At 68.6% G+C, this 23,684-nt stretch carries 18 protein-coding genes and 1 riboswitch; of the genes, 5 read left to right on the top strand and 13 right to left on the bottom strand.

All coding sequences use genetic code 11. The features are described 5' to 3' along the window. Positions 1 to 107 precede the first annotated feature (107 nt). The 8 genes from BLR21_RS09625 to BLR21_RS09660 all read right to left on the bottom strand — a co-directional run bounded on the left by BLR21_RS09625 (position 108) and on the right by BLR21_RS09660 (position 12,342). On the bottom strand, positions 108 to 287 hold the full coding sequence (locus BLR21_RS09625; RefSeq protein ID WP_090005446.1) for a DUF6104 family protein: 180 nt from the start codon (positions 285 to 287) through the stop codon (positions 108 to 110). 79 nt (positions 288 to 366) lie between these two features. Continuing rightward, positions 367 to 4,059: a multifunctional oxoglutarate decarboxylase/oxoglutarate dehydrogenase thiamine pyrophosphate-binding subunit/dihydrolipoyllysine-residue succinyltransferase subunit gene (locus BLR21_RS09630; protein ID WP_090005447.1), complete on the bottom strand. Its 3,693-nt coding sequence runs from the start codon at positions 4,057 to 4,059 to the stop codon at positions 367 to 369. A gap of 303 nt (positions 4,060 to 4,362) precedes the next feature. Next, on the bottom strand, positions 4,363 to 5,199 hold the full coding sequence (locus BLR21_RS09635) for an ATP-grasp domain-containing protein (RefSeq protein ID WP_090005448.1): 837 nt from the start codon (positions 5,197 to 5,199) through the stop codon (positions 4,363 to 4,365). A 911-nt stretch (positions 5,200 to 6,110) separates the two neighbouring features. Next, the gene (locus BLR21_RS09640; RefSeq protein ID WP_090005449.1) at positions 6,111 to 9,845 is read right to left on the bottom strand and encodes an ABC transporter ATP-binding protein; all 3,735 of its coding nucleotides are present in this window, start codon (positions 9,843 to 9,845) and stop codon (positions 6,111 to 6,113) included. Between the two features lie 26 nt (positions 9,846 to 9,871). Further along, positions 9,872 to 10,747 carry a hypothetical protein gene (locus tag BLR21_RS09645; protein ID WP_090005450.1) on the bottom strand — a complete coding sequence of 292 codons (876 nt, stop codon included), beginning with the start codon at positions 10,745 to 10,747 and terminating at the stop codon, positions 9,872 to 9,874. Next, a complete protein-coding gene (locus tag BLR21_RS09650) occupies positions 10,747 to 11,700 on the bottom strand; it encodes an ABC transporter ATP-binding protein (protein WP_090005451.1) in 954 nt (317 codons plus the stop codon). Before BLR21_RS09650 ends, BLR21_RS09645 begins: the two co-directional genes overlap by 1 nt. A 22-nt stretch (positions 11,701 to 11,722) precedes the next feature. Continuing rightward, positions 11,723 to 12,160 carry a hypothetical protein gene (locus BLR21_RS09655; RefSeq protein WP_256334584.1) on the bottom strand — a complete coding sequence of 146 codons (438 nt, stop codon included), beginning with the start codon at positions 12,158 to 12,160 and terminating at the stop codon, positions 11,723 to 11,725. Continuing rightward, positions 12,160 to 12,342, bottom strand: a complete 183-nt coding sequence (locus BLR21_RS09660) for a hypothetical protein (RefSeq protein WP_045312139.1) — start codon at positions 12,340 to 12,342, stop codon at positions 12,160 to 12,162. Before BLR21_RS09660 ends, BLR21_RS09655 begins: the two co-directional genes overlap by 1 nt. 350 nt (positions 12,343 to 12,692) lie before the next feature. On the opposite strand from BLR21_RS09660, the gene BLR21_RS09665 reads away from it, so the two are divergent. Next, positions 12,693 to 14,141 carry an MFS transporter gene (locus tag BLR21_RS09665; protein WP_090005452.1) on the top strand — a complete coding sequence of 483 codons (1,449 nt, stop codon included), beginning with the start codon at positions 12,693 to 12,695 and terminating at the stop codon, positions 14,139 to 14,141. A 9-nt stretch (positions 14,142 to 14,150) separates the two neighbouring features. Then, a complete protein-coding gene (locus BLR21_RS09670) occupies positions 14,151 to 14,831 on the top strand; it encodes a TetR/AcrR family transcriptional regulator (protein WP_090005453.1) in 681 nt (226 codons plus the stop codon). A gap of 55 nt (positions 14,832 to 14,886) precedes the next feature. Here the strand turns inward: BLR21_RS09670 and ald are convergent, their stop codons facing one another. Next, positions 14,887 to 15,999 carry an alanine dehydrogenase gene (ald, locus tag BLR21_RS09675; RefSeq protein ID WP_090005454.1) on the bottom strand — a complete coding sequence of 371 codons (1,113 nt, stop codon included), beginning with the start codon at positions 15,997 to 15,999 and terminating at the stop codon, positions 14,887 to 14,889. Between the two features lie 225 nt (positions 16,000 to 16,224). Further along, a riboswitch (glycine riboswitch) is annotated at positions 16,225 to 16,317 on the top strand. Positions 16,318 to 16,380: 63 nt separating this feature from the next. On the opposite strand from ald, the gene gcvH reads away from it, so the two are divergent. Both gcvH and BLR21_RS09685 read left to right on the top strand, forming a co-directional pair. Further along, a complete protein-coding gene (gcvH, locus tag BLR21_RS09680; RefSeq protein ID WP_090005455.1) occupies positions 16,381 to 16,764 on the top strand; it encodes a glycine cleavage system protein GcvH in 384 nt (127 codons plus the stop codon). 28 nt (positions 16,765 to 16,792) lie between these two features. Then, positions 16,793 to 18,157 carry an L-serine ammonia-lyase gene (locus BLR21_RS09685; protein WP_090005456.1) on the top strand — a complete coding sequence of 455 codons (1,365 nt, stop codon included), beginning with the start codon at positions 16,793 to 16,795 and terminating at the stop codon, positions 18,155 to 18,157. Here BLR21_RS09685 and BLR21_RS09690 read toward each other — a convergent pair whose 3' ends face one another. From BLR21_RS09690 to BLR21_RS09700, 3 genes are all read right to left on the bottom strand, one after another. Continuing rightward, positions 18,158 to 18,514, bottom strand: a complete 357-nt coding sequence (locus tag BLR21_RS09690) for a winged helix-turn-helix transcriptional regulator (protein ID WP_090005457.1) — start codon at positions 18,512 to 18,514, stop codon at positions 18,158 to 18,160. Between the two features lie 76 nt (positions 18,515 to 18,590). Further along, positions 18,591 to 20,180, bottom strand: coding sequence for a TROVE domain-containing protein (locus tag BLR21_RS09695; protein ID WP_090005458.1), 1,590 nt, complete (start codon positions 20,178 to 20,180; stop codon positions 18,591 to 18,593). A 482-nt stretch (positions 20,181 to 20,662) separates the two neighbouring features. Continuing rightward, positions 20,663 to 21,313, bottom strand: coding sequence for a TVP38/TMEM64 family protein (locus BLR21_RS09700; RefSeq protein WP_176929551.1), 651 nt, complete (start codon positions 21,311 to 21,313; stop codon positions 20,663 to 20,665). Positions 21,314 to 21,383: 70 nt separating this feature from the next. Here BLR21_RS09700 and BLR21_RS09705 point away from each other — a divergent pair, with 70 nt between their 5' ends. Next, positions 21,384 to 21,788 carry a hypothetical protein gene (locus BLR21_RS09705; RefSeq protein ID WP_090005460.1) on the top strand — a complete coding sequence of 135 codons (405 nt, stop codon included), beginning with the start codon at positions 21,384 to 21,386 and terminating at the stop codon, positions 21,786 to 21,788. Here BLR21_RS09705 and BLR21_RS09710 read toward each other — a convergent pair. Further along, positions 21,785 to 23,662, bottom strand: coding sequence for an ABC1 kinase family protein (locus BLR21_RS09710; protein WP_090005461.1), 1,878 nt, complete (start codon positions 23,660 to 23,662; stop codon positions 21,785 to 21,787). The two genes, BLR21_RS09705 and BLR21_RS09710, sit on opposite strands and share 4 nt — an antisense overlap. Positions 23,663 to 23,684 lie beyond the last annotated feature (22 nt).

The following is a 23,684-nucleotide window of genomic DNA, read 5'->3' on the forward strand; positions in this document are numbered from 1 at the left end:
GAGTTCTTCCTGATGTGACCTGACGATCGTCGTGGCCGCACGAGGGGGAGCGCCTGAGTATCGGGGTGCTCAAAAAGGTTGGTGAAAAGCCAAAACTCAAAAGGTGACTAGTCCTCGAAGTCGTCGTCGTCGCGCGCCAGGAAGGTGGCGAAGCGCTCGATGGGCGTCTCGAAGTCGGGGTTGGCGTCGACGAACTCCCGCAGCTTGTCGGCGAGCCACGCGAACGTGACCTCTTCCTCGCCGCGCCGCTGCTCGAGCTCCTCGATGCCGCGATCGGTGTGGTACATGGCGAAACTCCTGTGAGGGCTTTAGAAAACAAGCCGCCGGACCCCTGGGGATCCGGCGGCTCGTCCGTTCGTACAGGGCCTAGTCGAACGCGCGGGTGATGATCTCGCGCTGCTCGACCTCGTGCACCTTGCTCGAACCGGCCGACGGGGCGGCCATCGGGCGGCGCGACACGCGGCGGACGGTGCCCAGGTGCTCGGGCAGCAGTTCCGGCAGGGCCAGACCGTAGAACGGCCAGGCACCCTGGTTCGCCGGCTCCTCCTGCACCCAGCGGACGTCCTTCGCGTTCGGGTAGCGCTCCAGGGTCTCGGTCAGCTTGCGGGCCGGGACCGGGTAGAGCTGCTCGACGCGCACGATCGCCACGTCGCCGCCGCCGCGCTTCTCGCGCTCGGCGTGCAGCTCGTAGGAGATCTTGCCGCTGCACAGCAGGACCTTCGTGACCTCGTTCGGGTCCTTGATCGTCGGGTCGTCCATCACCGACTGGAAGCGGTCGTTGATGAACTCGTCCGTGCCGGACACCGCTGCCTTGAGGCGCAGCATCGACTTCGGCGTGAACACGATCAGCGGCCGGTCGACGCCGTCGAGGGCGTGGCGACGCAGCAGGTGGAAGTAGTTCGCCGGAGTCGACGGCACCGCGACGGTCATGGAGCCCTCGGCGCACAGCTGCAGCCAGCGCTCGATGCGGCCCGACGTGTGGTCGGGGCCCTGGCCCTCGTGGCCGTGCGGCAGCAGGATCACGACGTCGGAACGCTGACCCCACTTCGCCTCACCGGACGAGATGAACTCGTCGATGATCGGCTGCGCGCCGTTGACGAAGTCACCGAACTGCGCCTCCCACAGGACCAGCGCCTGCGGGTTCGCCACCGAGTAGCCGTACTCGAAGCCGACGGCCGCGAACTCCGACAGCACCGAGTCGTAGACCATGAACTTGCCCTGGTCGTCGGACAGGTGCTGCAGCGGCGTGTGCTCCGCGCCCGTCTTGCGGTCGATCAGGGTCGCGTGGCGCTGCACGAACGTGCCGCGGCGCGAGTCCTGGCCGGCCAGACGGATGTTGCGGCCCTCCATCGCGAGCGAGCCGAAGGCGAGCAGCTCGGCGAACGCCCAGTCGATGCCACCCTCGCGCGCCATCTTGGCGCGGCGTTCGAGCACCGGCTTGACGCGCGCGTGCGGCGTGAAGCCCTCCGGCAGGTTCACGTGGGAGTCGGCGATGTGCTCCAGCACCTCGCGGCTGATGCCCGTGGGCAGCTTCGCCGGGATCTGCTGCTCGGCCTCCACCGACGGGCTGACCGTCACCGGGTGCTTCTCGAGCTCGCGGACCTCGTTGAAGACGTGCTCCAGCTGGCTGGAGAAGTCCTGCAGCGCCTTCTCGGCCTCTTCGACCGTGATGTCGCCGCGGCCGATCAGGGACTCGGTGTAGGTCTTGCGCACCGAGCGCTTCTGGTCGATCACGTCGTACATCGCCGGCTGCGTCATCGAGGGGTCGTCGCCCTCGTTGTGGCCGCGGCGGCGGTAGCAGACCATGTCGATCACGACGTCCTTGTGGAACGCCTGGCGGTACTCGACGGCCAGCTTCGCGACCCAGTAGCAGGCCTCGGGGTCGTCGCCGTTCACGTGGAAGACCGGCGAGCCGATCATCTTCGCGACGTCGGTCGAGTACTTCGAGGACCGCGAGTGCTCCGGCGCCGTGGTGAAGCCGACCTGGTTGTTCACGACGATGTGGACCGTGCCACCGGTGCGGTAGCCGCGCACGAGCGCCAGGTTCAGCGTCTCGGCGACGACACCCTGGCCCGCGAACGCCGCGTCACCGTGCATGGCGACCGGCAGGACGGGGAAGAAGTCGCCGCCCTTGTCGATCATGTCCTGCTTGGCGCGCACGATGCCTTCGAGGACCGGGTCGACGGCCTCGAGGTGCGACGGGTTCGCCGTCAGCGACACCTTGGTCTCGCCGTCGCCGAACATCCGGAAGTACTTGCCCTCGGCACCGAGGTGGTACTTCACGTCGCCGGAGCCGTGCGCCTGACCGGGGTCGAGGTTGCCCTCGAACTCGCGGAAGATCTGCGAGATCGGCTTGCCGACGATGTTCGCGAGGACGTTCAGGCGGCCGCGGTGCGGCATGCCGATGACGACCTCGTCGAGCTCGTGCTCGGCGGCCTTGTCCAGCACCGCGTCGAGCAGCGGGATGACGGTCTCGCCGCCCTCCAGCGAGAAGCGCTTCTGGCCGACGTACTTCGTCTGCAGGAACGTCTCGAAGGCCTCAGCCGCGTTCAGCTTGCTGAGGATGTACTTCTGCACGGTGGCCGGCGGCTTCTCGTGCGGAACCTCGACGCGCTCCTGGATCCAGCGGCGCTCTTCGGGCTCGAGGATGTGCATGTACTCGACGCCGACGGTGCGGCAGTACGAGTTGCGCAGCACACCCAGGATGTCGCGGAGCTTCATCCGCTCCTTGCCGGCGAAGCCGCCGACCGGGAACTCGCGGTCCAGGTCCCACAGCGTCAGGCCGTGGCTGAGCACGTCCAGGTCGGCGTGGGAGCGCTGGCGGTAGTTCAGCGGGTCCGTGTCGGCCATCAGGTGACCGCGCGTGCGGAACGCGTCGATCAGCTCGATGACGCGCGCGGTCTTGTCGACGGCGCCCTCGGGGATGTCGGCGACCCAGCGGATCGGCTCGTAGGGCAGGCGCAGCGACGCGAAGATCTCGTCGTAGAAGCCGTCCTCGCCGAGCAGCAGCTGGTGGATGCGCTTGAGGAACTCGCCCGACTCCGCACCCTGGATGATGCGGTGGTCGTACGTGCTGGTCAGCGTGATGATCTTGCTGACGCCCATGTCGGTGAGCGCCTGCTCGCTGGTGCCCTGGAAGTGCGCGGGGTACTCCATCGCGCCGACGCCGATGATCGCGCCCTGACCTGCCTGCAGACGCGGCACCGAGTGGTTCGTGCCGATCGTGCCGGGGTTGGTCAGCGAGATCGTGGTGCCGGAGAAGTCGTCCGCCGTCAGCGAACCGCCGCGGGCCTTGCGGATCAGGTCCTCGTAGGCCTGCCAGAACTGCGTGAACGTCATGTTCTCGCAGCCCTTGACCGACGCGACGACCAGCGTGCGGCTGCCGTCCTTGCCGGGCAGGTCGATCGCCAGGCCGAAGTTGACGTGCTCCGGCGTGACGACGAACGGCTTGCCGTCGACCTCGGCGTAGTGGCGGTTCATGTTCGGGTACGCCTGCAGCGCCCGGACGACCGCGTAGCCGATGACGTGCGTGAAGGAGACCTTCCCGCCGCGCGTCCGCTTCAGGTGGTTGTTGATGACGATGCGGTTGTCCGCCAGCAGCTTCGCGGGCACGGCACGCACGCTGGTCGCGGTCGGAACGGTGAGCGAGAGCTCCATGTTCTTCGCGATCGCGGCGGAGGCACCACGCAACTGCTTCTGCTCGGGCTGTGCGCTCGGCTTGACCGGGGCGGCCTTCGCTGCCTGCTGCGGCGCGGGTTTGCCGGTCTGCGGCAACGTGGCCGCGGACTTCGGCGGCGCTGAGGCCGGCTTGGGTGCGGTGGCGGGCGCGGGCTTGCCGTTGTCGGCGGCCGGCGGCGTCACGGTCGCGGTCGTGGTGGCAGTGGAGCCACCCGCGCTGGCCGTGGCGGCGCTACCGTTGCCGCCCCCACGCTTGTAGTCGGCAAAGAAGTCGTGCCATGCCGGGTCTACGGATGACGGGTCCGCGAGGAACTGATCGTACATCTCCTCGACGAGCCATTCGTTCGGCCCGAACTGTGACGCAGGACTGCTGCTGGACACGGCTGGCGCTCGCCTCTATCCATCTCGCTCTTGGTGTTGACTCATGCGGTAGTCAGGTTAGTCCCCCTGGCCCGGGCCTTCACACGCTGGAGGCACATGGCAAGGAGTGCTCTGTCACAGGATCGATCAGGACGGGCCCGTCGTCACCCGTAGTTGAGCAGTTCTTGATGTGCGTCTCACATCGTCGCCTCACTTTCGAGCAATGCTCACCTGGCTGTCGGACGGGCATACGCACCGGGAGTACTGATCAGTTCACGATAGGTACAACGCGGCCACCCTGCGGATTGATCTTGTTGTGCTTGTTCACGCCAGTGAACGCCTGATCGAGGCCGTGAACGCTCTGGTGAAGGCGGTTCTGGTCTCGTCCGTCGTCCGGTCCAGCGACAGGTACGGGTTCAGGTCCTCCAACTCGACCAGGAGCAGGTCACCGCCCTGGGTCCGGCAGGCGTCGACCCGCTGCACGCCGTGGCCGAGCGCGTTCCAGTCGATGAACCTCTGCGCGAACTCCAGGTCTTCCTTGCCGGGCGCGTACCGCGTGAGTTCCCAGCGCTTGGCCGGGTCCGGCGCGTACAGGGCGTATTGGAAGTCGTGGTCCACGAAGTAGAACGACACCTCGTACCGGAAATCGATCTTGGGCTGGATGAGCAGGTCACCGGCTTTGCTCGCTATTTCGTCGCGGGCGACGAACTCCAGGCCGTGCGAGTCGGCGCCCGTCCTGGGTTTCACGACGTAGGTGCCGGTCTGCGGAAGGCGGCTCAGGGCACTGGCGTCGCCGACCGTGGGGATGACCGGGTAGCCCTGCTCGGTCAGGTCGATCAGGTACTGCTTGCCGGCCATGTCGGCCTTGCCGGTCAGCGGGTTGTAGACGCGCTGGTTCGTCGCCTTCGCCTGCTCGCGGAAGTGGTGGTAGGCGGGGAGGTAGTCGATCACCGGCCCGCTGTTGCGAACCACCACCGTGTCGAAGTTCGCCATCACGGCTGCGGCGTCTTCTGGGTGGCAGATGGCCAGGTCGAAGTGTTGTCTCAGGTGGGAGGTCAGGTAGATGTCCTCGTCGCAGTAGCGGCGGCCTTTGGCTGGGTAGGCCAGGTTGGAGACGTAGAGGATTGAGGGGCGGGCTCGGCTGGAGGGGTGGGAGGGCATCGTTCGGGCTCCTTTGACCTTGGTGGTCTGGGGAGATGGTTTCTACGGGATTGGGTGGGGGTTGGACGAGGGTTCGTGGTGGGGGCCACGGGGTTGGATTGCGGGTTGGCTTGTGTTCGGGCTTGGCGGGGGCGTCCGACGGGTTGGCTTGTGTTCGGGCTTGGCGGGGGCGTCCGACGGGTCGGCTTGTGTTCGGGCTTGGCGGGGGCGTCCGACGGGTCGGCTTGCGTTCGGCCTTGCCGGGGGCGTCCAACGGGGTCGGCTTGCGCTCGGGCTTGCCGGGGCGCCCAACGGGCCAGCTTGCATTGGTTCGCCCAGGGGCACCAACGGGTCGGCTTGCGTGGGCATGTCGCGTTCCAGCGGGCGGTCACCTGCCGTGCGAGCGGTCGCCTTGTGTGGGCGGGCGGGTTGGGACCGTGCGGGTCGGCTTGCGTGGGCGTGTCGCGTTCCAGCGGGGTGGTCGCCTGCCGTGCGAGCGGTCGCCGTGCGTGGGTGGCCGGGCGGGCAGGACCGGGTCGGTGCCGGTCATCGCCGCTGCGCGTCGATAGCGATTGGGGCTTGACCTTGAGCCTCTGGCGGGATGCTTGACGGCCGGAAAAGGCCGGGCTGAAAAGCGCCCGGCCGTGCCCGTGAGGGGAGCATCCCGCCCACTCAAGGTCAAGCCCCAATCGCCGGGTTGGTTGCGTCATCACCGCTTGACCGGCAGGGAGAGGTTCACACGCCTCGGCTCCGCCATCGCCATTGGCGGAACGGCGGCTCGGCTCCGCCGTTGCCCGTTGTGTGCGGAGGGACGCCTCGGCTCCGCCGTTGCGTTGGGCGGCAGGGTGGCTCGGCTCCGCCATCGCCCGTCACCCGTTGCCCCGTTGCGTGCGGACGCCTTGGCTTTGTCGTTGTTGCTTGTGTGGGGGTGGTTAGGCGGCTTCTGGGGTGTCGCCGTGGCGCCATAGGCGGGCGTAGGTGCCGTTGGACTTCATGAGGTCGGCGTGGGTGCCCTGTTCGACTATTCGGCCGTTGGCCAGGACGACTATTCGGTCGGCCCTTGCTGCGGTGGCCAGGCGGTGGGCCACTACGAAGGTGGTTCTGGCGCCTGCGAGGTGGTCGCTGGCTTGTAGCACTGCGGATTCTGTTGCTGGGTCCAGGGCTGCTGTTGCCTCGTCTAGGAGTAAGAGGTCTGGGTTGACCAGTTCTGCTCTTGCCAGCGCTACTAGTTGGCGTTGGCCTGCGGAGAGGTGGTTGCCTCGTTCGCCCACGGGTTGGTGGAAGCCGTTCTGGAGGGTGGCGACCATTGGGAGGGCGCCTACGGCTTCTGTTGCCTGTTGGATTTCTTGTTCTGTTGCTGTGGGGCGGCCGTAGGCGACGTTGGTGGCCAGGTCGCCGCCGAAGAGGTGGGCTTCCTGGGGGACTACGCCGAGGCGTTGGCGGTAGGCGGAGAGGTCGTAGGCGCGGACGTCTACGCCGTCGATGAGGACTGTGCCCTTGGTGGCGTCGTAGAAGCGGGCTATGAGTTTGACGAGGGTCGATTTGCCTGCGCCTGTTTCGCCTACCAGGGCGATGGTTTCGCCTGGGCTCACGTGGAGCGTGACGTTGTCCAGGGCCGGGGTTTCCGCTCCTGCGTAGGTGAAGGAGACGTTGCGGAGCTCTACCTCGCCTTGCAGGCGGGGTGGGACCTCGATCGGGGTTGCCGATGGTTCGACTGTGCTTGGGGTGCGGAGCAGGTCGCCGATCCTGCGGAGGCCCACCCTGGCCTGCTGGTAGCCGTCGAAGACGCCGGAGAGTTGCTGGATCGGGCTGAAGAACAGGCCCAGGTAGAGGAGGAAGGCGAGCAGGACGCCCGGGGTCATGGTGCCTGCGGCTACTCGGTGGGCGCCTACGGCCAGGACTACTGCCTGGGCCACGCCGGAGAGCATTGCCACGAACGGGAAGTAGGTGGCGATGTAGCGCTGGGCTCGCAGGCGGGTGCGGCGGTAGGCGTCGCTGCGTTCGGCGAAGGCTTCTGCTGAGCGGCGTTCTCTTGTGTAGGCCTGGGAGACGCGGAGGCCCGAGACGTTCTCCTGGAGGTCGGCGTTCACCGCGCTGACTCGTTCGCGGGCTTCCGCGTAGGCGGTGGAGGAGAGGCGTTGGAAGAGCACCGTGGCGGCGGCCAGGAGAGGGAGTACCGAGAGGGCGATCAGGGCCAGTGAGGCGTCGGTGACGACCAGGGCCGCGGTGATGCCGACGACGGTGATGAGGCTGATCACGGCGGTGACCAGGCCGGTCTGCAGGAACGTCGAGAGGGCGTCGACGTCCGTCGTCATCCTCGTCATGATGCGGCCGGCCATCTCGCGCTCGTAGTAGTCGAGGCCGAGGCGTTGCAGGTGGGCGTAGCTGCGGACGCGGAGCAGGTAGAGCAGGCGTTCGCCCAGGCGGGCGGCGAAGACCGTGCTGCCCGCCGTGGTCAGCCAGCCGACCATGACCAGGCCGATGCCCAGGACCACGGCCTGCCACAGCGCCGACTCGGCGCCGCCCACCACGCCGCCGTCGATGCCGAGGCGCACGAGTGAGGGCATGCCCATGCCGACCAGTGCGTCGAGCACCACCAACGCCGTCACGCCGCCCAGGGCCCAGCGGACCGGGCGCAGGAGGCGGGCGAGGCGGAAGGCCGGGTCGGGGGCGCGCGGGTCTTCGCCGTGCAGGACCGGGACCTCGGTGGCCGGTGGCAGCGAACGGACCTGGGCCAGCAGCTCGGGAGTGGGTGGGCCGCCGGCCAGCGCCGCCATGCCGCCGCCTGTGCCACCTCCGCCGCCACGCCGGCCAGGCGCGGCGGGTGCCGAGGTCTTCGCCTCGGCGATCAGGCGCTCGTCGAGATCCTCCTGCGACAGCTTCGGCCACAGTTCGCCGGCCGTGGCCGGCGCGGCGGACTCGATCGCCTCGCCCGGTCCCGCCAGCAGGTCGCGGTAGAGGGCGCAGCGCGCGGTCAGTTCGGCGTGTGTGCCGATGTCGATCACGCGGCCCGCGTCCAGGACGGCGATCCGGTCGGCCAGGGACAGCGTCGAACGCCGGTGTGCCACCAGAAGAGTCGTGCGGTTGGCCGTGACCGAGGCAAGCGTTGCGTGGATCGCGGCCTCCGTAGCGTTGTCCACCGCGGACGTCGCGTCGTCCAGCACGAGGATGCGCGGGTCGGAGAGCAGGGCGCGGGCCAGGGCGACGCGCTGGCGCTGGCCGCCGGACAGGGTGAGGCCGCGTTCGCCGACCACCGTGTCGTAGCCGAGCGGCAGGGCCTCGATGAAGTCGTGGGCCTCGGCGGCCTTCGCGGCGCGCTCGACCTCCTCGCGCGAGGCGTCGGGGCTGCCGTACGCGATGTTCGAGAACACCGTGTCGGAGAAGAGGAAAGCCTCCTCGAACACCACGCCCACCGCACCGCGCAACGACTCCAGCTTCAGCGTGCGCACGTCCGCGCCGCCGACCCGGACCGAGCCGCTGTGCACGTCGTAGAAACGCGGCAGCAGCAACGACACCGTCGACTTGCCCGAACCCGCGGTGCCCACCAGCGCCAGCGTTTCGCCCGGCTCGACCGAGATCGAGAAGTCCTTCAGGACCGGTTCACTGCGGGCATAACCGAAGGACACGCCGGAGAACGAGACGCCGAGCGGGCCCGAAGGCACCTCGTCGGGGCCGTCCGTCACGTCCGGCTGCGAGTCGATCAGTTCGTAGACCCGCTCCACACCGGCCCTCGCCAGCTGGGCGGACACCATCAGGCTCGACAGCAGCCGCGTCGGTCCGACGAGGTTCGCCACGTACGTCGTGAAGGCCAGGAACGTGCCCAGCGTGACCTGGCCGTGCAACGCCAGCCAGCCGCCCAGGCCCAGCACCGCGACCTGGCCGAGCAACGGCAGCGCCGTCACGGTCGCGAGCGGCTTCGACGACAGCCGGGCAGCGCGCATCCGTTCCGCGAACAGGAACTTGGCGTGCTTCTCCAGCCGGGCGACCTCACGCGCCTCCTGGCCGAAGCCCTTCACGACGCGGACACCGGTGACGGTCTCCTCGACGTGCTGCGCCAGATCCGCGGCCCGCTGCTGCGCCGACCACGTGGCGGGGAACAGCGTCAGCCGGGTGCGCCCGGCCAGCCACGCCACCAGCGGCAGCACGATCACCGCGATGATCGTCAGCGGGATCGACAGGTAGATCATCGCCGCCAGCGCGGCCAGTGCGAACACCACCGTGCCCACGGCCAGCGGCGCCATCATCAGCAGCGACTGCACCAGCTGCAGGTCGGTGATCGAGCGCGACACGATCTGCCCGGTCCGCAGCTCGTCCTGCTTCGCGCCGTCGAGCCGCTGCACCGCCGAGAACACGCCGAGCCGCAGGTCGTGCTGCACGCCCAGCGCCAGCCGCCCGCCCAGGTAGCGTCGCAGGAACGCCGACCCGAACGTCAGCAACTCGAGCACGATCAACGCCACCATCAACGGCCACAGCCGATCGGTGCGGCCGCCCGTCGAGTCGTCGATCGCCGTCTTGAGCAGCAACGGCCCCGCCGCCTGCAGACCCACGCCGACGACCGCGGCGAGGACCGACAGCACCACCAGGCGGGGGTGCTGCCAGCACGCTGCGGTCAGTCGGCGGATCCAGCCCTTCGTCACGGGACCCACAGTACGTTCGGGGTCCGACATAAAATTTCGACGTCAGAAACCGCAGGTCAGGTGATGTCCTTCTGAGTCATCCGGGCCCAGCCGCCACCGAACGCGGCCGCGACCCAGGCGAGGAAGATCAGCCCGGACAGCCACCACGCCTGCGCGCCACCCGCGCCCGCGATGACCCGCAGCCAGTAGACGCCCTCCTCCGGCACGACCCCCGCGTCGGCCAGGAACAGGTCGACCGCGACCGAACCGGTCAGCCCGTCCACCGACCCGTTCGGCAGGAACCCGACGGCCGTCTCCGGCACGCCCGCGATCCGGAGCCCGAGCTGCAGCGCGTTCTCGATCACCAGGAAGTACATGATCAGCAGCACGACCACGCCGGCGGAGTTCGGGATCAGCGCGCCGAGGCCGACGCCGAACATCGTCATGAGGATCGAGGACAGCACGCAGACCAGGGTGAGCATCGCCCAGCCACCCGCGTCGGGCATCTGGCCGGAGTTGCTGGTGAGGACGATGCCGAGCGCGGTGAAGCCGATGATCGCGAGGCCGTAGATCGTGCCCCAGAGCGCGTAGACCATCATCTTGGCCGCCATGGCGTGCACCCGCGACGGCGCGGTGAGGAACGTCGTCGTGATGGTGCGCGTGCCGACCTCGTTGGCGATCGCCAGCGCACCGAAGATCAACGGGAACATCGTGGCGAGGTTGATCGTCCGCCCGATGCCGAGCAGCGAGAACTTCCACTGGTCCGGCGTCACCCCGAGCGCGTCGGAGAGCTGCTCCGCCTCGGACGACGAGAAGACCTCGACGATCGACTGGCCGAGCAGGCCGGACAGCAGTCCTCCGCCCAGCGCGACCAGCACGGTCGGGATGAGCAGCGCCCACCACAGCGTGGTCGTCGTGGTCTTGCGGAGCTCCGCCTGTACGAGGTCGCCCATCAGGCCCAACCACCCTGCTGCTGCTGGTACGGAGCCGGCGCGTGTCCGGCGAACTGGCCGCTGGTGAGCCGGAAGAAGATCTGTTCCAGATCGGCCTGCTCCTCCTGGATGCCGTAGACCGACACGCCCGCGCGCAACGCGGCGTCCGCGACCTGCTTGGCGTCCATTCCGGACACGGCGAGACGGCCGTCCGGCAGCTGTTCGAGCGCCTGGACACCGGCCTCCCGCAACGCCGTCGCGAGGGCGCCGACGTCCGACGGCTGCACGAAGACGCGGCGTTGTTGCTGCTGGCGCAGGTGCTCCAGCGGCCCGTAGTACATCGTCTGCCCGCGCGAGACGATCACGACCTGGTCGACGGTCTGCTCGACCTCGGCCAGCAGGTGGCTCGAGATCAGCACGGTGCGGCCCATGCGCGCGAACGACTGCAGGAAGTTCCGCAGCCACGCGATGCCTTCGGGGTCCAGCCCGTTCGCCGGTTCGTCGAGGACCAGCACCTGCGGATCTCCGAGCAACGCGGTGGCGACCGCCATCCGCTGCTTCATGCCCAGCGAGAACCCGCCGACGTTCCGGCCCGCGGCGGTGCTCAGACCGACCAGGCCGAGGACCTGGTCCGCCTGAGCGTCCGGCACACCGATCGCCGACGCGTACACGCGCAGGTGGTTGCGCGCCGTCCTGTTCGGATGGAACCCCTGCGCCTCCAGCACCGCGCCCACCACGCGGCCGGGCCGGCCGAGTTGGTGGAACGGCCGTCCGTTGATCGTCGCCGTACCGCTCGTCGGCTTCACCAGTCCCAGCAGCATTCGCAGGGTCGTCGTCTTGCCCGCGCCGTTCGGGCCGAGGAAGCCCGTCACGCTGCCGGGTGACACGGTGAAGCTCAGGTTCTGCACCGCGGTCACGGAACCGAACTGCTTGGTCAGGTTCTGGACCGCGATGAGGCCGCTGCCGTCATGCATGCGGCCCATCCTGCCTGAAACGTCAGTCGGGCAAGGCGTGCTTGGGACGAGACACGACGGGCGCGCGGTGCACCACCGGCGGTTCGGCCATCAGGACCGGCAGTTCGGTGGTCATCTCGGCCGGTGTCTCCTCCGGCAGCTCGATAACACCTGATCGAGTGAACGGGTTGCGTAACGGCCGCCGCCGCTCGCGGTGGGGCAGCCCCTCGCCGATCAGGTGCTGGTGCGCCATGTTCCAGATCTGGCACGGCCATCGGCGGCGGCGCAGCCAGCCGGGACAGGCCTTGCACCGGCCGTCCTCGTCGGGCTGGTGCACCGTCAGCAACAGCCGCCAGCCGTCCGCGAGGCGGTGGATCTCCGCGCGGGCCAACGGAACCAGTGCTTCGGCTGCTCCGTGCTCCGCGACTTTGTCCAGTAGTGCCAGGCGTTGCAGCACCGCGTCGCGCAGGGTCTCGTCCATCACATCTTCGCCGTCGCCTGGTCGAGCAAAGAGCCCAGTCGACGCGTCTGAGTGGCGGACATCACAGCGGTCTCGCCCGGTGGCGTGACCAGCAGGACCCGGTCGTTCTCCACCAGAACGGTCATCGATCTGTCCCGCCCGAACGGGTCGTGGCAGTGGATCCATCCCTGTGGTTCAGCCATGGAATCTCCCTTCGAGGGACACCCGACTCCGTCTTCATCGGCCGAACCCCCTGCTCGCCGCACCGCGATCCCGGTAATTCACTCGTTTGCTGGATGGGTCGGACACGGGCAGTGGTCCACTCGGGGAAACTTTCGGGTCGCGTTTCGGTGGGGGTGCTGGGCGCCGTGCGCCAGAGCCCGCTATATTTGGAGACGGCGGCCCCGCTCCCAGTGACCCCCAGGCTGGTTGAGCGCGGCCGCCCCTTTATTTCCTTCCTCTCCCCTCTCCCTTTCCTCTCGCAGTGAAAATCTCTTGCGTTCTCCGGCCTCGTACGCTGTAAGTTGCTCGTACACCGTAAGGGGGGAGAACGATGACTTCGACGACCGAGAAGGCCGTGGTGCACCCGCACCCTCAACGCTGGGCCGTGCTCGGCGTGCTCTGCCTGTCCGTGATGGTCGTGGTGCTGGACAACACCGTCCTGAACGTGGCGATCCCGTCGATCTCGACGGGCTTGGACGCGAGCACCGCGGACATCCAGTGGATGATCAACGCCTACTCGCTGGCGCTGGCGGGCCTGCTGCTCACGACCGGTTCGCTCAGCGACAGGTTCGGCCGCAGGCGCGCTCTCCTGGCCGGCCTGGTGCTGTTCGGCACGGGCAGTGCGGTCGCGGCGTACGCGAGCTCGTCCGAGGCGCTGATCGCGGCCCGCGGGTTCATGGGCATCGGTGCCGCGGTGCTGATGCCGGGCACGCTGGCCGTGCTGATGCAGTTGTTCGACGACCGGGAACGCCCGAAGGCCATCGGCATCTGGGCCGCCGTCACGAGTCTCGGCTTCGCGGCGGGGCCGGTGATCGGTGGCGCGCTGATCAAGCACTTCTGGTGGGGCTCGGTGTTCCTGATCAACGTGCCGGTGGCGGTCCTCGCGATCGCGGCCGTCGCGCTGCTGGTGCCGGAGTCCAAGGACCCGACGGTGCGCAAGCCGGACGTGCTCGGCTCGGTGCTGTCGGTCGTCGGCATGGTGTCGATCGTGTACGCGGTGATCGAGGTGCCGGAGCACGGGTTCGGCTCGGCGGAGTTCGGCGTGCCGGTCGCGATCGGGCTGGTGGCCATGACGGGATTCGCGTTGTGGGAACGGCACACCGACGATCCGATGCTCGATCTCGGGTTCTTCCGGAACCGCCGTTTCACCGGCGCGGTGGCCTCGGGCGTGCTGGCGGCGTTCGGCATGGCGGGCTCGCTCTTCCTGCTGACACAACACCTTCAGGGCGTGCTCGGCTACAGCCCGTTGGAAGCGGGTCTCCGGGTGGCGCCGATGGCGATCGCGTTGCTCGTCACCAGCAACACGTTGGGACAGCTGGTGATGAAGCTCGGCGCGGGCCAGGCGATGCTGCTCGGCATGACGATCGTCGCGGGCGGCGTGGCACTGCTGTCCATCGGCACCACCTACCCGCCGACGCTGGCCGGGCTGATCCTCATCGGCGTGGGTGTCGGTGTCTCCCAACCGGTTGCGGTCAACGCGCTGATGGGCTCGATCCCACCGGAACGCGCCGGCATCGCGTCCGGGCTGTCGGGCACGCTGACGGAACTGGGCTCCTCGTTCGGCATCGCGGTGCTCGGGGCGTTGCTGTCGGCGCGGTTCGTGGCGTCGCTGCCGGACGGCGTTCCGGGACGGTCGCTGAGCGAGGCCCTGCACAGCGGCGCGGACGTCACGGTCGTGCGCGAGGCGTTCTCGAACGGCATGAGCGTCAGCCTGATCATCGGCGCCGTGGCCGTGTTCCTGGGAGGTGTTGTGGCCAGCGTCCTGCTGCGGCGTGCATAGGATCGGTCCGTGGAGAGCGTGTGGTTCAGCAAGCCCAGGCCCGGCGGCGGTCAGCCCCTCGGCCTGAGCCGGGAGGCGATCGTCCGCAAGGCGATGGAGATGCTGGACGCGCACGGCAGGCAGAAGCTCTCCATGCGCAAGCTCGCGGCGGAACTGGGCGCGGCCCCCATGTCGCTGTACTGGCACGTGCCGACGAAGGACGCGCTGATCGAGCTCTGCCTCGACGAGATCTACGGCGAGTTCCCCCTGCCGGACCCCGACGCGGACTGGGAGAGCGCGGTGCGCGGGATGATGCACGCGTTGCGTCATCTCGCGCTCAAGCACCCGTGGTGGGTGCGCGGCATCGGCGAGTTCAACAGCATCGGCCCCAAGGCGGTGGCGATGTCCGACTCGATGTTCGAACCCCTGCTGCGGGCCGGCCTGTCGCTGGGCGCGGCGGCGCAGTCGATCTCCACGGTGTCGAGCTTCGTCGTCGGGTACTCGATCGCCGAGGTCAACTTCATCGCCCGCGGCGGAATGGACTCGCCGCCGCCGGACCTGGCGAAGATCGCCGACATGTACCGGGAGAAGCATCCGAACTACGTCAGGATGCTCGACGTGCAGGAGATCTGGACGTTGGAGGGGCAGTTCGAGTTCGGACTGAACTGCGTGATCGACGGCATCAAGGCGCGCGTCGCAGCCCTCAGATAGGCGAAACCCCCGCAGCGATTGACGCGTGCGGGGGCCTCCGTCATTCAGTTGGCTTTCAGACGACGGACTCCAGCGGCGTGTGCACGAGGCCGGTCGCCTCGGCCACCGGGCCGTAGGTCAGCTGACCGGCGTGGACGTTCAGGCCCAGGGCGAGCGAACGGTCGTCCTTGAGCGCCTTCTTCCAGCCCTTGTCGGCCAGCGCGACGGCGTACGGCAGCGTCACGTTGGTCAGCGCGTAGGTCGAGGTGCGCGGGACGGCGCCCGGCATGTTCGCGACGCAGTAGAAGACCGAGTTGTGGACCTCGTAGGTCGGCTCGGCGTGCGTGGTCGCGCGGGAGTCCTCGAAGCAGCCGCCCTGGTCGATGGCGATGTCGACGAGCACCGAGCCCGGCAACATGTCGGCGACGAGCGCGTTCGACACGAGCTTCGGGGCCGCGGCACCGGGGACGAGCACGGCGCCGATGACCAGGTCGGCCTCGCGGACGGCCTGCTCGATCGCGAACGAGTTCGAGGCCAGCGTCCGCAGACGGCCCTGGAACTGGGCGTCGATCTGGCGCAGGCGGTCGACGTTGGTGTCGAGGATCTGCACGTCCGCGCCCATGCCGACGGCGATGGTGGCCGCGTTGATGCCGGCCACGCCGCCGCCGATGACGACCACGCGGGCCGGGGCGACACCGGGGACGCCGCCGGGCAGCACGCCGCGGCCGCCTGAGGGCTTCATCAGCGAGAACGCGCCGACCTGCGGGGCCAGCCGGCCCGCGACCTCGGACATCGGGGCGAGCAGCGGCAGCGAGCGGTTCGGCAACTGCACGGTCTCGTAGGCGATGGCCGTGGTGCCGGACGCCAGCAGCGCCTCGGTCAGCGGCTTGTCGGCGGCGAGGTGCAGGTACGTGAAGAGGGTCTGGCCGGCGCGGAGACGGGGGTACTCCTCGGCGATCGGCTCCTTGACCTTGAGAACCAGGTCACCTTCCGACCACACGTCGTCAGCGGTCGGGAGGATCTTGGCGCCCGCGGCGAGGTACTCCTCGTCGGTGATCGCGGAACCGAGACCGGCGCCCTGCTCGACGTAGACGTCGTGCCCGCGGCTGGTCAGTTCGTGCGCACCGGCAGGCGTGAGAGCGACGCGGTACTCGTGGTTCTTGATCTCGCGAGGAACTGCGATCCGCACGATTACTCCTCCGTTCGGTGGCCGACATCTCACAATGTGGGGCAGTCGCAAGGTCATGTCACTGTGCTGGTCGCACTATCTGGTACCCGGCTGGTTGTTCGCCTAGGACAAAGCGACCTGAGCCACGTTCGCGTTCCGCCCGACCGTCCCGCGTTGACACTCGGCGGGGGCCACACATAGCGTTCGACCCGGACAACTGAACACCGGCCGCGGCGCGCCAGCGCCAGAACCCGCGTGGGAGAGACCTCGACGAACTGGTCGAGGCGCCGAAGGGGCAAGCTCCCGCACACTCTCAGGCAGCAAGACCACCCGGGGTAGGCAACTCTGCACGGCGGAGGGGGCGGAAGTTTCCTGACCCGTCACAGCCAGAGGAGTCGCGCCGTGGAGTTCCCCGAGAACCTGCTCTACACCGTCGAGCACGAGTGGGTCGACTGGACGCCGGGCACCCAGGACCCGCTGACCTGCGGAATCACCGAGTATGCAGCGGATGCGCTCGGCGACATCGTCTACATCCAGCTGCCTGAGGTCGGTGCCAAGGTCGTCACCAACGAGGTCTGCGGCGAGCTGGAGTCCACCAAGTCCGTGAGCGACCTGTTCTCGCCCGTCACCGGTGAGGTGATCGAGGTCAACAGCGCCGTCGTGGCCGACCCGGCCGTGGTGAACAGCGACCCGTACGGCGCCGGCTGGCTGTTCAGGGTCCGGGTGGACTCCGCCGAGAACCTGCTCACGGCGGCGAAGTACGCCGAACTCACCAAGACTGACTGACCGCACCACCACCGCGAAGGACTGATCAGTGGCGATCAGCGTTTTCGACCTGTTCTCCGTCGGCATCGGACCGTCCAGCTCCCACACGGTCGGACCGATGCGCGCGGCCGCGATGTTCGTCGAGAAGCTCGGCGCGCGTGCGTCCGAAGTGGACCGCGTGCACGTCGAGCTGTTCGGCTCACTCGGCGCGACCGGCCACGGCCACGGCAGCCCCAAGGCCGTGTTCCTTGGCCTCGAAGGCAACCTCCCGGAAGAAGTCGATCCCACCGCCGCGGCCGTCCGCGTCGAGGAGATCATCTCCAGCCGCCGGCTGAGGCTCGGCGGCACGCACGAGATCGACTTCGTGCACGACCGCGACCTCGTCATGCACCGCCGCAAGTCGCTTCCGTTGCACCCCAACGGAATGCGCTTCGAGGCGTACGTGGACGACAAGCCGGTCGAGCACGCCGTCTACTACTCGATCGGCGGCGGGTTCGTCGTCGACGAGAACGCCAGCGGCACCGACCGGATCAAGCCGGACTCCACGCCGTTGCCGCACCCGTTCCTGACTGGCGACCAGCTCCTCGCGCGCTGCCGCGAGACCGGCCTGTCGATCAGCGAGATCATGATGGCCAACGAGCTGTCGTGGCGCACGGAAGCCGAGATCCGCCAAGGACTTCTGCACATCTGGCACGTCATGCAGGAGTGCGTGGAACGCGGCTGCAACGAACAAGGCATTTTGCCCGGCGGCCTGAAGGTCCGCCGCCGTGCCGCCGAGATGCGCAAAAGCCTGGAGGGCGAACACTTCGTCACCGACCCGCTGCGGGTCATGGACTGGGTGACGCTCTTCGCGCTCGCGGTCAACGAGGAGAACGCGGCAGGCGGCCGTGTCGTCACCGCACCGACCAACGGCGCGGCCGGCATCGTTCCCGCGGTCCTGCACTACTACACGAAGTTCGTGCCCGGAGCGTCCGACGACGGCGTGGTGCGCTTCCTGCTCACGGCCGCCGCGATCGGCGTGCTGTTCAAGGAGAACGCGTCCATCTCCGGCGCCGAGGTCGGCTGCCAGGGCGAGGTCGGCTCGGCCTGCTCGATGGCCGCCGGCGGCCTCGCCGAGGTGCTCGGCGGCACCCCCGAGCAGGTCGAGAACGCCGCCGAGATCGCCATGGAGCACAACCTCGGCCTGACCTGCGACCCGATCGGCGGCCTGGTGCAGATCCCGTGCATCGAACGCAACGCCGTCGCGTCCATCAAGGCGATCACGGCAGTGCGCATGGCTTTGCGCGGCGACGGCTCGCACTTCGTGTCGCTCGACAAGGTCATCAAGACCATGCGGGACACCGGCAAGGACATGTCGGTGAAGTACAAGGAGACAGCTCGCGGCGGACTCGCCGTGAACGTCATCGAGTGCTGATCAGGCCCTGGCGTCGTAGCGGCGCTGGGCTTCGAGCACTTCCGGCATCCGGCCCTCGAGCAGGTGGACCAGCGCCAGCAACCGCTCGGCCGTCTCGCGGCCCAGCGGCGTGAGGCTGTAGTCGACCCGCGGCGGGTTCGTGTTCTGGGCTTCCCGGAGCACGAGCCCGTCGCGCTCCAGCGCCTGCAACGTCTGGGACAGCATCTTCTCGCTGACCCCGTCGACGCGACGGCGCAGCTCGTTGAAGCGCAGCTGCCCGTCGGCTAGCGCGCCCAGCGTCAGGCTGCCCCACCTGCCGGTGACGTGCTCCAGCGTGGGACGCGACGGGCACGCTTTCGCGAACACGTTGAAGTCCATAACGGCATCATACCTGGTCACAACGCTAACGGAAAGTAAGTGTGAGAGCTCTCCGCGTCAGGAGAGCTCTCACACCTCAGAACGGCCAGGTGGCGTTCTGACCTGCTTCGAGCAACGGCACCATGCGAAATGTCGCGTCCGTCAGGCCGCCGAACTCGTGGCGGTTCGCCTTGCCGGTGGCGTACGCGGCGTTCCGGTAGCCACCGAGGTTGAACCCGTAGACCGGCACGTGCGCCGGCACGACGTCCGAGACGCCCTGCCCGTAGTACCCGGACATCGTCTGCATGTCCGAGATGACGAACACGCGGTCGTGGCCCCGGTAGGAGCGCTTCAGCGACCCGACGATGTCGGTGCCGTGCCCGACCTCGCCGATCCGCTTGAGGAACCGGTCCACCTCGCGGATGACCGACGCGCCCGGCTTGATGTCGTGCCGGAACGTGCTGTCCGCGAACCCGACCACGTCCACCTGCTCACCCTTCGCACCCAGCGCGACGCCGAACACCGCCGCGGCCTTCGCCGGGGTGACCTTCGAACGCGCCGAGATCGCACCGGTCGTCATCGACGCCGAGGTGTCGACGAGGATCAGCGAGCGGCCGGGCAGGGCGGGCAGGTTCGAAAGCGACGCCTGCAGCGCCTGGTCCAGGGCGTGGCCCCAGCGCAGGCTCGGCGCCGCCTCGTAGGCGGACAGGAAGCGGAACGGGAACTGCCGCGAGCGCGCGACCTGGCCGGGGTCGGCCAGTCGTGCCGCGACGGCGGCTGCCGCCTCGTCGGACATACCGGCCTCGTCGAAGTTCCTGAGGTTCCTCAAAAGCGCCATGTAACCCATGGACGGCGCGAGCGCCTCCCACACCTCGCGAGTCAGCGGTCCCTGCAGCCAGCCGGCCACGGACTCCCACGTCATCCCCGCCCGGCGCAGCACGTCGACCGCGTCGGGACGCTCGAACAACGCGCGGCGCTGCTCGACCGGCCACGCCATCAGCTCCCGCCGTGCCGCGATCACCCGCAGTTCGGCGGGCACGGCGGCGTCGGCGGAACGGCGGCGGTCCAGCACGTGCTGGAAGAGCGCGCCCTGCCACGGTGCGGCGGGCGAGGGGTGCGCGAGGTTCAGCACGTCGGCCATGCGGAAGCCGCGGGCGTCGCTGTCCCACTTGAGGACCGCGCGCTCGTTGTAGAGGCGCCCGACGGCGTCGGCGATGCCGCGCTTGATCGGCTTCGGCACGCGCCGGCCGTTCTGGCTCGTCCAGTAGGCCAGGAGTTCGCCCGGCTCGTCGGCGCGCTGCAGCACGGAGGCCACGACGGCGCGGTTGGTGACGCCGGCGTCGGACTCGGCCACGAGCCGCGCGAGCACGAACTCGGCCGCGCCGACGAGCGACGCCGTGCGCATGTTCGCCTCGTTGCGCAGCCACTGGAGCAGGCGCGCGGTCCACTCGGGATCCGACAGAGCGGCCTTGTGCACGAGCTGGGCGAAGCGGTTGTCGCGCTGGGTGCCCGACTCGTAGAAGGTGTCCTCGCCGCCCATGTTCGACACGGCAAGCAGGAACAGCTCGGACTTCGTGTCGCGCGCGTAGCCGTCGCCGCCCTCGTAGGTGCGGCTGGTCGGAACCGGCGCGGTCGTGACGGGGCTGGTAGCCGCCGGACGCGCGCGGAAAATGTTGAACTTCGCCATTGGCTCTTCCCCCTCGAAGAAAACAAAGGGAGCCCACAAACCCCACACGTGTCCGAGATCAAGGTCGCGGAAGGTACGTAGCTGCTCTGCCAGTTGAGCTACAGCCGGTTTCCCGGCCGGCGGGACTCGAACCCGCAACCTGCCCATTAGGAGTGGAAGTAACCCTCTGCTTCGCACCGGACACGTGTGGAGTTGTGCGCTCCCGAGTTCAAAACCGCCGACGGGGTCACGTTTCAGATGAAGTATCCGTCGGCTTCGCACCGGGTGCGATTTCATGCAACCACACCTGGCCAGCGGTTTAATTCCGGCAGATGTGGAGTTTTGGACGCCCGAGATCAAATCGCGGAGGGTGACGTGCTCACCGGAGTGAGCAGAGACCGGCCGGAACCGGCCTCAGGAGTCGAACCTGAGTAATCACCGAAGTAACCCTTCGCTGCGCACCGGGCGCACATTCATACAACCACACCGCGCAAAGGGTTTTCCTAAGGCGCCGCCTTCACGAGCCGGCGCAGCAGGTAGAACAGGCCGACCGTCAGCAGGAAACCGACGGCGCTGATCATCACGATCTGCTCGACGGTGTCCGCCCTCGATCCGGCGAACACGTAGGCGGCGCAGATCGGGATGGTGCCGACGAGGGTGAACGACATGAAGGCCCGGAAGGACACCCTCGACACCCCGGCGGACACCGACACCGTCTCCGCCATCATCGGAATGCCGCGCGCCACCCCGAAGAACCAGGGCCCGAACTGACGGCCCCAGCGCCGCATCTCGGTCAGTTCCTCGATGGTGACCACCCGGCGCACCAGCCACGGGCCCGCGAAGCGCCCCAGGGCGTACCCTGCGGCAGAGGAACCCAGTGATCCGACGACCGCGAGTGCCAGCCCGAGAGGCAGGCCGAGTGCCGTTCCGGCCAGCACGATGAGCGGGGTGGACGGCACGGGCAGCAGCACGTCCACGACCAGCAGGGCGAAGATCGCCACCGCCGCCCAGACAGGGTCGATGCCGCGCACCCACGTCACGACCCCGTCGAAGTCGATGAGGTCCAGCGCCTCGAACACGATCCAGCTCAGCAGCACGAAGCCGAGCACGACGGCCGGTATCCACTTCCACCGAACGCCCGTCTCATAACTCATCGGGTGATGGTCGCCCACGCCGATGCGCCGGACAATCCGCCAGTGGCGCAGGTTCCGCGAAGGGACACACATGAGTGACGATCTCGTGCCTTTTCTCGGGCACTGGGTGCTCGACCCGGCACGCTCCGCGTACACCGGTGGCACGCCGCCACGAAGTGGTCACTACGACCTGAGGCTCGAACGTGACCGGTTGGTCGTCAGCATCGAGGGCGTGCTGGGGTCCGGTGATCCCATCCGCACCGGGTACACATTGGACCTATGGCAGGACACGCCGATGAGCGTCGGCCACGTCGACCGCGTGCGTACGGTCATCGAGCCGCGCCGTTTCTGCACGATCGCCTACGCGGGTGCGCAAGCGGTTGCGCGCGCCTGGAGGGTGCTCGGTCACCTCAACGAGATGACGGTCGTCCAGTCCGCGCCCGACGTGTTCGGTGTGTGGCGTGACGACGTCTCCGTCTACCGCAGGCAGTTCTAGGAACGTGGTCTGAGCACCGTGACCACGACGCGCAGGCCCAGCAGCACGGCGATGATCAACAGGTTGTAGCCGAGCACCTGGTGCAGCCCGACGTCGGCCGCGATCTGAGGCCCTCCGGCCGAGCCGAGCAGCAACACCGCCATCACGCCCGCGGTCGCGCCCAGCGCGGTCAGCATCACCTGGTGCAGCAGGCTCGTGATGAACGACCTGTCGCGCTCGTCCGCGAACAGCCTCATCGACATGCTCAGGCGGCCCTGCTCCATCGCCCCGGTGATCCGGTCGATCCGGCGCGGCAACCGGCGCAGCATCGGCAGCACGGCCTGCAGTTCCTCGGCCATGGTCCGCTGCACCGACTCCGGTGTGAGCCGTTCGGAGATCTGCTCGGCGGCGAACGACCGCGACTCCACGACGATGTTGAAGCCGGGCGCGAGCACCGCCAGCGTGCCCTCCAGCGTCGCCAGAGCCCGGAACACCGCCGCGATCTCCGGCGGGATGCTCAGGCCGAACCGCGACACGATCAGGAACAGGTCGCCGAACATCTCCACGTCCGGTCGCATGCCCGCGCCGAGGTGGCGGGCCATGAACTGGCCGAGAGCGCGCTCCAGCCGTTGCTCGTCGATGTCCTCGGGCCGTGAGGTCAGCTCCAGCAGCGCGTCGGTGAGCCCCGCCGGGTCACTGCGGTCGATCGCCAGCAGCAGCCGTTGCAACGCCGAGCGCAGCGCGGAGTCGATCCGCCCGACCGAGCCGAAGTCGAGCAGGCCGAGGCGTCCGTCGGCGAGCAGCAGCACGTTGCCGGGATGCGGGTCGGCGTGGAAGACGCCGTCCAGCATCACCTGGCGCAGCACGAACCGCAGCAGGGTGCGCGCGAGCCCCACGTCCTCCGAGGCGCCGCGCAACGGCACTCCGTGGAGCCGGTCCATGACCAGGACGCGAGACGTCGACAGGTGGACGTGGGGCAGCCCGACGGACGAGTCCGACGCCGCCGCCACCGTCATTATGTTGCGGGCCTCGATCTTGAAGTCGAGCTCCTCGCGCAACGCCGCGGCGAACCCCGCCGCGAGGTCGCGGACGCCCAGCGCCGAGCCCCACCGTGTGCGCTGCAGCTTCTCGGCGAGCCGGGTGACGATGTCCAGATCGCCCTCCGCGGTCGCCCGGACCTCCGGGCGTTGCACCTTCACGACGACCTCGGCACCGGACTTCAGCACGGCTCGGTGCACCTGGGCGATCGAGGCCGCCGCCAGGGGCTCGGGATCGACCTCCCGGAACGCGTCGAGCCCGACCTCGGCGTCGAGCACCGCCCGGACCTGGTCCCACTTCGCCGCCGGCACCTTGTCCTGGAGCAGGCTCAGTTCGTCGACGAAGTCCTGGGGCAGCAGGTCGGCGCGTGTGGACAGCACCTGCCCGAGCTTCACGAACGTCACGCCGGCGTCCTGCAACGCGAGCCGCAGCGACCGCGAGAGCCCCGTGGACGTCCGCTCTCGGCCGCGCAGGTAGGGCCCCAGGCCGTGCCGGAACGCGATCGCGGTGATCCGCGAGTACCGCCGGGTCCGCGCGATCCGGCGCCGCGCCATGCCCCACCACTCGGTGGGCGGCGGGATCGAGCCGGTCGGCACGATGATCTCGGCGAACGCCAGCAGCCCGATGACCACCAGGATCGACAGCCCGAGCTGCACGGTGACCAGCGCGGCGGACGGCTCCGTGGCCGTCTCGCCGAACATGCTCGTCGCGATCGACATCGCGAGCCCGCACATCAGCGCGGTGCGGATGAGGCCGATGCGCAGCCCGAGAATTCGCCGCGCGGCCAGGGCCATGCCCATGACCAGCAGCAGGAACGTGATCGGGAAGCCGATCGTGTAGACGAGGAAATCCCCCATGATCGGCAGCCTATGCGTGCCA

The sequence above is a fragment of the Lentzea albidocapillata subsp. violacea genome (genome assembly GCF_900100275.1).
Lineage (GTDB): Bacteria > Actinomycetota > Actinomycetes > Mycobacteriales > Pseudonocardiaceae > Lentzea > Lentzea violacea.